1 protein-coding gene is annotated in these 12,508 nt (G+C 64.6%); it reads right to left on the reverse strand.

Features of this window, described 5'->3' with window-relative positions:
- Positions 1 to 165: 165 nt before the first annotated feature.
- The gene (locus tag ACPCUW_RS32820; RefSeq protein WP_423429170.1) at positions 166 to 12,228 is read right to left on the reverse strand and encodes an MFS transporter; all 12,063 of its coding nucleotides are present in this window, start codon (positions 12,226 to 12,228) and stop codon (positions 166 to 168) included.
- Between the last annotated feature and the right edge of the window lie 280 nt (positions 12,229 to 12,508).

The following is a 12,508-nucleotide window of genomic DNA, read 5'->3' on the forward strand; positions in this document are numbered from 1 at the left end:
AAGCGCAGTTCAAGTCAAGCTCGTTTGGGGCACATTTGTCAGAGTCGCCGTTTGGATTACGTTTCTCCCTGTGGGAAACGTGAGCACCAGCACCTTGGTTGATCGTGGATGCCCGTTAGTTGGCCGTCTGCAGCCGCGGCACCGGACGCGGTGGGGTGCCGATGATCAGTCACACCACCTGGGCGCGCGAGAGTTCGGTCGGGGAGGTGCGTCGGCAAACCTGTCGCAACTGTGCGCGGCGTCTGGTGGATGCGATGTTCCGGCATCCAGCGGCCGATCCGGCGCCGAATGCGGTGTACCATCGCTGGCCCGACGTCCGCTCCAGGGTGTGGGCCGGCCGGATTGAAGCGATCCGTGCTCGGGGCGCCCGCAAATGTCGAGATCTTCGGAAGATAATTGTCGAGCAGCCGACTGTCCGGGCGCAGCGGCCGATCGGACGGTGCGGGCTCGTGACGTTGTAGTCGCAGTATCAGCATGCGGCACGGCGACCCCGGTGATTACGACGCCGCGGTCGATTCGGAAGGTGCCAGACATGGGAACCGGTCCGTCCGCGGTGGCGATCCGGGCATCGAATCGCCCGGTTGCGCCGCCCGGGTCCGGGCGGAGCGTGACGTTGATCTGCCTACCGTCGGGCGCGCTTCCGTCCAACCGTGTTCGTACCCGGACCAAGTTGCCCTTGGCCGAAGCCAGGACCTGTTCCCAGGACGTGTGACCGAATTGTTCTGTGAGAGTGGTCAGTCGGTCATGCTCATACCTCGTCAAGGTGGGGAACGGACCGGTCGCTTGGCGGCTGTCCGGACGTACGTCAAGGCCGATGGCACTGAACTTTGCAGCGTCTGCCACAGCGACAATGGTGAATCCGTGTGACTGCGCGATATCTCCCACGAGTCGCGCCGGCCACACCGGCTTGCTGTCTGCATCGAGGGCGATGAGCGGGTTGCCGAGGCCGGCTTGTTGCAGCACGCGAACGGCATTGCGCCAAATGTTCAGGCGGGAGTTGCCGGTGCTGCAGTCGAACGAGAAACTGGTGTGAACCTGCGGCGGGAATACGCCTTGCAGCCTTCCGGCGGTGGGCGGAGGCGGTGCGTAATCGACAGTCGTGGTCGTCGGGCGGTTGCCGAACGGCTCGCCCACATCGTTGAGCTCGGTGTCCAGCCGGAGGAATACCTCTGCCAACTCGATGCCGAGTGCCTGCTTCGCGGTCAATGTTCCGGCGCGGCGGCGTTGCAACAGTCTGGTAAGAACGATCTCCACGCTGCGGCGGTCGGAAATCGCCGCCGACGCGCCACCAACTCTGACCAACTCCGCATGCAAAGCCCGGCGTAGCGCGAGACGGTTTGCCATCCACTCCTCCGGGGTCGAGATGTTCCGTTCGTCAGGGCGACCGAGCAGTTTGGGAGGATGTTTGCGATGCCGGAACGCGGAGACCCGGTCACGGGCGGGCGCTGAAACGCCCTCGGATCGCTGCCCGAAAAAGGCGCAGAAGGCCTCCTCGTAATCCGGGTAGCTTGGTTGCCATTTATGGTTTCCGTCCTTGTCACCGTCGTAGTTGCGGACGCGCAGATCGCGTTGTGCCGGTGCGGTTCTACGCGGCCCGATGGCGCCGACGAGAGTGTCGAAGACAAGGATTTCGCCGCCTGCATCTACGACGTAGTGAATATGATTGCCGACGGCGACGGCTGCTCTGTCGATAGTGTTCGCCGGGTCCCGGATCGTTGCGACGGCAATGGCGATGGGGTCGGCACCCTTGGTCTTCATCGGGCGCAGTTGGGTACCCAGGGTTTCTTCAGTGATTCGCCAGTTGTCGTCGGCGTCCCATCGTTGGTCGGTGTCGACAGGCTGGGGTGTCGAGTCGTCGCCGAGCGCCTTGTGAACACGCGCGATGTGGATTGCGCAGTTGGCGATGACTTCGGGTTCGGGCGCTTCCTGTCGATCGTCCAGCTTTTGCGGGAAGTCAAGTTCGCGGCTCACGGACTTCGCCCGCGATTCTTCGTACACGAGACCTATATCCCGGTTCTCGGCCTCGTGTTCCAGATCGGCGAGTCGCTGGTCCAGCATCTCCAGATAAGCCGCGGGCGAGCGCACCACATCATCGGGGCTCCACTGGCGCATCTGGGCATGAAGGTGCAGTTTGACCACGGCGGCTAGCGTGGCGATGTCGTTCTCTTCATGCTGGTGCGGGGCTGTTTCCTGCAGGTATGCGAGCTCTGCGCGCCACTGGGATGGTGTTTTGCGGTATGTCAGGTTCAGCTTTTCCGCCAGCCGATCTCCGCGCCGCTCGAGTGCGGCGAGAACCGCGTCCGGACCGGGTGCAGCGGGTGCGGCCCCATCCTGTGCGTGTTGCTCCAGCAGCGTCAGGTTGTCCAGGACGGTCCGGAACCAGTCCAGGCGATTCAACCGCGCGAATTCGGGTTCGAGCGCCATGATTCGGCGCCGATCCGCGACCAACTCTGCTCGAGGTATGTCGTGGACAATCGGACTTCCGCTGCCGTCGCTGACCCGCTCGGTGAAGCCGTCCGCTGGGACCTTGTTCCTGAACGACATGCTGTTGTCGTAGGGGACCATGTCTCCTCGGCGCTCACGAACGCGCCAGTTGACATCCGCGAGGCGGTCGAGCGCTTGTATGAGGAAGTCGCCCTTACCTAGCCGTCTTCCAGATGGTGTGTCGAAGAATCGTCGCCAGACCTCCGACTCCCCGAGGTTTTCCGCATCGGTACCCGGCACAAACTCGATGGCCAATACGAGTTCATCGAGACGTACGGTTTCCGGAGCCGCTAGTCCGACCGCACGCAACGTCTTCGCAACCAAATACTCGGCATCGGCGTGCTCGGTCTGTCGAACCGTCTTCTGGATCTCCTGGAAGCCGTTTCGGTAGGAAACCAGAACGACGTCCTGCGCGCTGTTGAAGTGGCCTTTGAGTCGGATGTTGTCGCGTGAGAGTTCGCCCGAGGCAATGGCTTCGGATCTCTTCTCGACGAAGCTACGCTGATCGAGAAGCCGATGCATCCACGCGATATCTGCTTCGTCCACGTAATAGCGGATGCCTGGGTCGTATCCGGGATGGCTGCCGGATATCGGCTCGACTGTACGATTGCCCTCTTCGTCGACCAGGACGTGCCAGTACTCGATCGGGATGCCGTCCCGTTGGGCTTGCTGTCTATATCCCGGCTTGAGCACGTCGAGCAGATGCTGTTGATTGCGAAGCGGTGAGGCGACCACGATGCGCCGTGACTCACCGGATACCACCCCGATGCCCTCAGCGATAGGCTCCGCGCCCTCGGCCTCGAGAACGGTCCTCGCGACTACGATGGCCAACGCCTTGCGCACCTGGGCCGCATACCAACTAGCGGTAGCGATGTGCTCGTTCGCCGCCGCGAACCGTTCGGCGAGCTCGGGCACGTCTTCGCGGAGGAGGACCTGGGCTGTGGCGTCGGTGACGACCAGTCCGCGCAGAACTGCTGCGTCACGTGATTTGTGCAGTCGCAGCAACTCGTCCACGTCGCGAGCGATGGCAGCGAGGGGTCGGTCCACGATCTCGACGCCGAGTTGGGCTGCTGGGCGTAGTGCGTCGGTCCGGGTCTCGGCCGCGTCGCGTGCCGCATCCTTGGCGATTCGGCGCAGGCTGGAGGGGAGCGGGGCTACGGCCCAGGGGGTGCGCAGCGGATGTCGGGGTGGATCCTGTTGCCGCTCAGAATTATTGGATATCGCTGCGTCGATCTCGCTGTTCGGCAGCTGATTCGTCTTTGCCTTGAACAGCCGCCGGTACATTGACCAGCCGGCCAGGGAGCCGAATGCCACCGCCGTAGATTCGCTGGCAGTCTGGTTCCCGAACAGCCCTATCAAGGCTGCGCCGACGAGCGGCGTCAACGCGACCGCGCCTCTGTTGACAACGGTGCCAAACGATCTCACGCGCCCACGGAATTCCGGCGGCGTCGCGTTGTTCATATGGGTACGCATGGGTGGTCCGGCCATGCCGAGGCTTGCCCACGTGAGGCCGAATAGTGCCGACGTCTCCCAGGGGTTCGTGGTGGTTGCCGCGAGAATCGCGGGAACGCCGAGCCCCGCCAAACTGATCGTCCGCAGGGTTTCGATACTGATCTCTTTTACCCACCGCTTGGGTATCAGGAAGGTCCCGGCCACACCACCGAGCGGGATGAGCGACAGCGCGGCTCCCTGTTGCCAAATCGAAAGCCCGGAGTCGGTCACTACTGACGTGGCCAGCAGTCCTTCCAATCCCAGATACGCATTGGTGGAACCGATGACGGCCATGCTGCGTATTCGATGGGGGGAATCCTTCACGATTCGCGCGCCCTCGGCGATGGATTCCAGTATGCCTTGTTCTTTGTCCGATTTCGGCTTGTTATGGGAGTCCGGTAGCTGCCTTACTGTCATGAGATTCACAATGTCGGCACCGAGGCTCACGAGAGGAGCCGGCCAGGCACCGGCGGCCAGCGCCGCGGGCGCCAGCACGTTTCCGAGAACGCGGGTGGTATGAACCTTCAGGTTGTTCAGGCGGTTCAACCCGAGTTGTGCGTTGCCGACCATCCCGGCGAGCAGGTTGTCGGCGACAATGGTGTAAAGGACCGCGGCGCCCGCATTGACGAGTGTCGTCACGATGAGGACCGGGACGGCGTAGGTCGATCCGGACTCCAGGTTGATCGTTGCGGCGATGTCCGACACCGCTGCAAAGGCCAAGGTGCCGGTCATCAATCCTTTGGGTGCGACGTGGTCGCTGAGATGACCCCCGATCAGCGCGCCGGCTACATACACGAGGTTGGTGGCCCCCGCGACCAGGCCGGCAAGTTCTGCCGCGCCGTTCTCCATGAAGTACAGCGACGTCATCATCGCCAGGAGCTCGGAACTCATATTGTCCAGCAATTCGGCGCCGATACGTACACCCACGTAGGGCTCGCGGCGAATGAGCCGCACCAGCGAATCGTCTCTTCCGTCACCCTCTGATTCGTCCGTCTCGGTGCCCGCGACGTCCTCAGATTCTGCCGCCGCGGTGCCCGGTTCTTCGGCCGCGAGTATTGGCGGAGGAGCAGACGGTGATCGCTCGGTCGTGGCGCTGTCCGGCTCGGAATTCGCAGCCTTCGCTGCTGCTTGCCCCGAATCCGGAGGGGGGTTTTGCGATGATGCTGTGGGCTGATGCCCGGCGGGCGCTACTTTCTTGCGCCTCCTGCCCCATGACTGCGGGTTCGGCTCGGGGTCCGGGGTTTCGGCGTTCGGTGTTGGTGGTCCGGTGATGTCGGAGTCGAAGGTATCGTCGAGTTCGGATCGCCCCGGAGTGGTGTGGGGGGTGAGGGTGCCGTCTTCGAGGGGATCGAAGTAGGCGACGTAAGTGTGTTCGAGCTTGTTGTAAGAGTAATCGCGATGGGCTTTCCAGTCGAAGTAGGGCCGCGCTTCGCCGCCGGTGAGCTGGTCGTGGATGTAGGTGTTTGTGAGTCCTGTTTCGGGGCTTGTCCTGCGGGTGATGATGTAGGCGTGTGCGTTGGTACCGTCGCCGACAATGGCGACGGCGTAGGTGCCGACCGGTTTCGTGCGGAGGTAGTCGACGGCCTTTTTCATCGGGTCGGCCGATTGGTGGGGCTCGGTGGTTTTCAGCTTTATCAGATTCGCGCTGGTGGCGGCCTGGAAGTCGGTGGCTTTGACTCCGTCGAAGGGAAGGGTGGGCAGGCCGTTCTGTCGAAGGATGTCGATGACCCAGGGCATACACGTGCGGATCTCTGCGCGTGTGCGGTCCGAGCGGCGATGGCGCACCTTCTGAGCGATTTGTCGTACGAGGGCCCAGCCCGCGATGCCACCGAACGTCGAAGCGGCGATTATGCCGGTGAGGTCCATACCGAGGCGGGCGGACAGAACAGCGGTCCCAAGCTGACCGGCCGCAAAGCCGCCCCTACCGACCAGCGGGTTGATCACTGCGACTCGGCCTTGCAGCCCGTTGTCAACGTTTTGTTGTCTGTAGGCGCCGATGCGGGTCGCCGCTGCCCCGATCAGCACCTGGGTCGCCGCGAGACCGAGACTGACCGGAACAGGCTGGCTGGTATCGGGGAGAAGCGCCGCGGCGCTTGCGGCGCCCGCGGTGGCCGCTAGTCGTCCGGTCAGCATCGTGTTGATCGAGAACTTCCCGAACATTTTGCGCGCACCCAGCCAGGAGCCGAGCAACCCGCCGACCGGTGTGGCGAAAAGTATTGCCACAGTCTGTATGCCGCTCGTGTGACCATTCGAGACTGTGATGGCGATCTCTAGCCTTTGGAAGCCGAGTTCGACGTTCATCAACCCCATCGTGACAGCGTCGGCGAGCAGCGCGGGGTGGTGGAGCACTATGTGTGCTCCCGCCGAGATTTCGCGGACCCGCTCCCGCAGCGACTTGATCTTCGTGGTTTCCTCGGGGGCCGGGAGGTCGTCTTGCCGCGAGGTCGGCCGCGTTGCGTAGGTCCAGGCATAAGACGCGGCGTTTGCTGCAGCGGGCAAATATGGTGCAGCTGACAACATCTCGGGTCCGAGGGCGAAACTCGCGAGGCGAGGAAAGCTCTGCAGCATATTGGTCAGAGCGTTGTTGGCGACGGCTCGCTTCTTACCCGCCAGTTCGTTCCTCATGCGCGCGGCACCGGCACCGTACACCGCCGCCGCGACCGCCTCGACCGTGGACGCGGTGATGAGGACTTCCGGCAGCCACGGCCCATCGAGCAAGATCCACAGGGTGGTGCCGGTTGAATTCACCAAACCCCAGAGCAGGCTATTCCGTATCGCCACGAGAGCATCACGGTCGGCGAGTACCCCGGCTGGGAGCTGCGCGGCGCTGGCCGCTACCTGCTCAGCGGCTCCATATGCTGCTGCCTGGGTCTCCCCGTAGTTACGTGCTAGAAAGAGGGGGACCATTTGCCCCATCAGTTCGGCGCCGGTGAGGTTTGCGAGGGGGCCGAAAGTTGTCGCCCGCATCCGACGGTCAAGCAACAACTCGCGAATCGAGCCGCCGTCTTGGTCGTCTGGACTCGCCGGCGCGGTTTTCCGCCAACGCAGGCCGAGGAAGCGCACTTTCCGCTCGACCCGACCGGAGGGAGCGTCAGTTGGAGTAGACGCCGTTTGGTCGGGCAAGTCTGCGGCGGATGCCGTTCGCGCCCCTGAATCGTTCTCTCCCGGCACGGCTTCCGCCGGCGCGGGTGTTTCCCGCGAACGGGCGTTCGGTCGGAATGGCTCGTTGGGATCAACCGCGGTAACCAGGCCGAAGTCGTGGCGTCGATGGGTCGGCGTTGCGATCCAGGTCTCGTCAGCAGACGGATCCGGAGCCCCTTGCGTCAGCCGGTGTCGCGCGGATGGCACGGAGGTCGGTGATGGGGCCGCGCTGGACTTTGCGCGTGATTCGTGTCTGTTGGCAGCGTGTGCGACGCCATCGGGATCGGCTGGGGGAATAGATTTTTCGCTCGTACTCCCGATACTCGATTCGGCGCGTTCCAACCCCAGGAAGGGGTGGGGCAGCTTGTCCCGGATCCTGTCGAACGGTCCGGTGATGTGCTGGTTTTTGTGTTCGGTCGCCTCTTGGGTTCGGTCGGGTGTGGTGTCGGCGACGAGTCGTCCGCCGACGTTGCGGAAGGTGGCGTGGTAGGCGTAGTCGGGGTCGGGGTAGCCGGGTTCCCATGTGTCGGGGTCGAAGATGCGCATGCGATGGCGACCGCTGGCGATCAGGGGGTCGTAGATATAGACGGTGCCGTTGACGTCGGTGAGCACGTAGGGGTGTGCCCTGGTTCCTTTGCCGACCACGATTACGGCTGTGTCGGCGGTGGGGTCTCGAATTAGGTTTTCGGCTGCTCGGCGGACGGGGTCGCCTGCTCGCTGGTTTTCGTCCCGTTGCAGTCCGGCTCTGATGTTCTTCTCGAGGGCGGCCGGAAGGCGTTTGGTGGGGTCGGGGTTTGCGGTGGCGTCGTCGTTTCCGAGGGCCCAGATGATGCGGGAAATCCATGGGAGGCAGTTGAGTACCGCAAAGGGATGCTGCTTGCGGCTGTTCGGTGACGGCGGATTCGCTGCGTGCTCCGATGGTCTGGCTCCGACCGGTGAGTGTTCGTCTCGGCGTGGGTCGTTGGACCTGGCGGTACCTGGTCGAACCGGCGTTGCCCCACCCAGGTCCGGTAGGCTGGCGAATACCGCGTCGATTTCGTCTACCGTGGCGTCGGAAACGAGGACCTGCTGGGATGGCGGCAGGATCTCGGTCGTCGGAGCGCCCGTGCGCGAACGGGTGACGAGGTTGCCGTCGCGGTCGAACTCTATGGTCTCGAACAGCCGCTTCTCCATCGGCAGCCGATCGATGAACTTCTTCTGCTCGCGGCGCCAATTATCGAATCCGACAGCTTTGTTCAGCATCGTGCGGCGGTTCCGCAGGTCCTTGGGGGCGTAGTCGTTCGCGGTGTCACCGTCCCGCGAGACCGCTAAGTCGACGACGACCAGGTTCGGTTCGTCGATCGAGTCGCTGTCGTTGACCAGCAAGACCGTACGGTCGTCGGCGTCGGCGCTGCCGGTCGCCCGGGTGTCCTTCCATTTGTAGACCAGGACGCTGATGCCACCCGGCCGGGATTTCAACGTTTCGGCGACCTGCTTGAGCGATTCGGCCTTCTCGAGCCCGGCGCCGAACACCTCGCGCACCACATCGCGGCCGTGGCCCCTCAGTGTGGTGGCGGGCATCTCGAAACGGCGGGCGTTGTCGGGGCACAACACTCGCATGCCGGTTACCGCATTGTTGACGCAACTGTTCGGGCTGCGGCGGTGGATCTGCACGACCAGATCGAGCAGGGCCGCGGTGGCCAGATACTGTGACGCGGCGGCGATGATATCGGCGTCCGTCCGATCGCCGGAGCCCGGGGTTTCGGCCTCCGGATCCCGGGCGTCCAGATCCACCGACACGGAATCCACCGACCCGGAATCGACAGACTCGGAATCCACCGCAGCCGTGGCGATACCGTCCCGGGAGGCGGGTTGTCCGGCGTTCACGGCGGTCAGGTGGTCACCGACCGCCTCGCCGAGGATGTCGCGGGCGATGGTGGGGGTGATCGCGGAGGCCGGGCACCCCAGCGCCTCCGCCAGGATGTTCCTGGCGTCGGTCAGCGCGGGATCGACGGTGCGCATACCTTCGGCGCCGTCGAGATCGGCGATGTGCACGCCGAGCGCGACGGCGAGCCGATCCCGCAGGGGCGTCAGGTGGTCCAGCGCTTGTTCGTCGGTGAACAAGGCGCGTTGCAGGACCGACGCGGGCGCGGTCGCATCGACGTGTTGACGTAGAGCCTCCACCCCTGCGAGCGGAATTCCGTTCTGCTCCAGCAGTTCTCGCAACGGATCGATGGCACCGTCACGTTCGGGAACGGCCAGATGACCGGCGAGGACCGGGGCGGGTATCCCCAGCAGCCCGGCCAGGCGGGCCGTCCGGTCCGCCGGCCCGTCCGGGCGGCCGAAGTCGGTGTTGCCGCGGTAATGGCCGGTCTCGGCTTCGGCGATGGCGAGGGCCGGAAGGTATGTGGAACTCGCATGATGGCGGATGAAGTCCGCGGTGGAGTGCCGCAGCGAGCGCTGCTGCAGTTCGGGCACCAGCTCGCGGACGGCGTGCTGTGCCGCGACCACCGCCTCATGGTGCTGAGGAGTGGGATCGGTCGCGTGGGCGGCCACCGCCTGTTCGTAGACGATTACCGCCTCTCGGACTCCGCGCAGGTGCATGGCATTGCGGATCAGCGCGTCCTGCGGCGACATCACCACCTGTGCGCTGCCGCGCTGCCCGTTCCGTGCGGTGCGGTTCTTGGCCTGTTCGTGGATGTAGGACTGCTCGGGGGCCTCGGTCATCCAGACGTGCATGCCGCCCTTGGTCTTCACCGTGTCGGACACCGAGATATCGACACCGCGCTGGCCCTGGCGGTTGATCACCAGGATCTTGCCCTGTTCGCCGGCCTCGTCGAACACCTTCTGCAACTGGGCTTCCCAGTCCGCGCCCCAGCCGATGATCCGCTCGGCGTCGACCGATTCGATCGCCTCTCTCGGCACCCCGGCGCGTTCCAGCGCCGTGACCTGCCGGGTGACCAGATCGTCGCGGTGACATAGGACCATCTGGAACCGGCCCCCACCACCATCCCGCATCCCGCCCGCGTATTCAGCGATCGTGCGCAGCTTGGCGTAGGTGCTTTCGACCAGGTCGGGCTGGCCCTCCACCAGCCGATGCGTTTGCGACCTCGCGACCTCGTGGACTTCCTGCAGCCCGTAGATCTTCTTCAGCACCGGATTCAGGTCCGTCAGAGTTCCCGACGCACCCGTTACCTCGTCGAAGAATCTGCCGACACGGTAGATTTCCACGGAATTGATGCGTTTGGCGGATTCCGCGTCCGCGCGCACCACGATCCCATGCTGCTCGGCGCTCTCGTTACGAGTTTCGGCCGCGCGAATCTCCTTGGCCTCGACGGCCTGCGCGAGGCTCGCCTTACCCGGCTCCGCGCTCCACCGGGATTCGCTCGTTGTCTTCGGGTTGTGTTGAATACTGTGTTCGGCCTGATCGATGATCTTGATCTTGCCCGCGCCCATTCGGTAATGGACACCATTGCGAACAAGAAACTCCGCCTGGGCGGCGGCCTCGAGCCGCGAGGCTCCCATACCTTCGAGCCATTTGGTTCCACCGGAAAGCGTCTCGACCTTCGCCCGTCCCTCAGGCGTGAGTTCGGGTTGACCGTCGTACCAGAACATGTATTCCGGTGTGCCGTCGGGATATACGTCGATATGCTCGGCGAACCGAACGAGGCCGAAATCCTCGTGGGACAGCGTGCCGTTCCCGAGCGCCTTCATGAGGAAGTCGTGTGCGTCGAACACCTCCTTCGCCGTTTCCGTCGACGCCGGCCCTTCCACGCCTTCCGACCGGAGGAACTGCCGCTCACCGCGGTCGATGATGCCGTCCATCTCGTCGATCAGCGCGTGGCGCGGTGGCTCGACTCCCTTATTACACAGATGCCCGACCGTCTCGCCGGTAGCAACCACGATCGCCGGCCGCCCCTCGGTGATCGGCCCGAAACCGGTCTGCTGATCGGCGCGGAACACGTCGATCCCGAATTTGCCCAACAACTTCTGCGCTCCGGCGAACTCCTCGTCGCCGGTCAACAGCTTTCGATACGAGTTGACTTCGCGGTTGGCCAGCCCATCTGTCGTGGTCACGAGCAGAACCGACTTGTGCTGCACCGCACGTTGCATCGCGGCTGCCATGAATACCAGCGATTTGCCCTGGCCGGGCTTCATCTCCACCGGACGCGATTTCATCGCGTAGACGGCTTCGGCCTGTTCGACCCGCAGCACCATGCCGCCTGGCACCTTCGCGCTGATCGTGCCGCGGCGGATGATCTCCATTGTCGCCAGCAACGACTGGTGCTCATCGCCGCTGTGCAGGCCGGCCATGAGCACGTCGTCCGGAAGGTTGGACAGGCGTTGGCTTTCCGGAACATGATCGGCGTTGGCCTGGTTGAAGTCGAGCACCAGATCGACCGCCTTGTCGCGGTCGCTGCGCGGCAGAGCGGCTGCGTCGGCGAGACTGTCGTGATCGGCAGCCGCAGCGCTCAGCTCATCGAGCACCGAAATCGAGTGCTGGTCCGCCGCAGGTGTTTCGGGGCCGTCCGCCTCGGTCCGTCCCGTTTCCTGACCGGACTGCTCCGCTGTCGTATCCCGCTGCGGGGTCACATGCTCTTCAGCACCCGACGACCCGTGTTCGGCGTGAACGCCCGCCGATCCCGCCTCGGCCCCGACGACGGGATGCTGCCGCGCCGATGTCTCGGTGCCTGCACCCTTCGCGACCGCGCCGTGCTCGTCGGCGGGGCTCGACCCGACCATCGCTTCCGCGCTGTTTTGTGTTGGGGTATACGGTTTTTCGTGATAATCGCCGGCCGGCGTGGCGGTCGCCGGGAGCTTCGGCGACGTTTCGCCCACCGCCTCGCCCGACTGTGCCGTCGCGGCGTCGGAGGCTGTGGGACGTGCCGGTTGGGCAGGCCCGTGGTCAGCACCTTCGTCGGCTGCGATCGGTGCATCCTGTTCGCTGCGTGGGCGTGGTTCCGCAGCCGCGGTCTCCTCTTTGATCTCGGCGCGAGCCCCGGCGCCGTCACCCGCGGTCTTTGTTGTCTCGGCGGTCGGATGGGACCGTGCGGGCATCTGATTGCCGGAGGCACCGTCGGCGATCGCGGCGTGTTCACTTGGGGCGCCGGGCTCTTCGTGGACTTCGCGCACCGGGCGTGGCGCGGCGCTCGCCGGGGGTTTTGGCGGTGGCAACGTTTCGTCCACCTCGCCGACCGATCGGGGCGCGGTCGCCTCCCCGGAGGTGACGGCTTTCTCGCCCAACTCGGAATGCGTGGCCGACCGTGCCGCGGCGGCGTCGGAGGATGCGGGACGGGACTGTTGTGCGGGCTGGCGGTCAGCAGCTTCGTCGGCTGTGATCGGTGCATCCTGTTCGCTGCGTGCGCGTGGTTCCGCGGCCGCGGTCTCTTTGTCCTCGGCGCTAGCTCCGCCG

Origin of the sequence: Nocardia sp. AB354 (assembly GCF_049538315.1) — a bacterium.
Lineage (GTDB): Bacteria > Actinomycetota > Actinomycetes > Mycobacteriales > Mycobacteriaceae > Nocardia > Nocardia nova.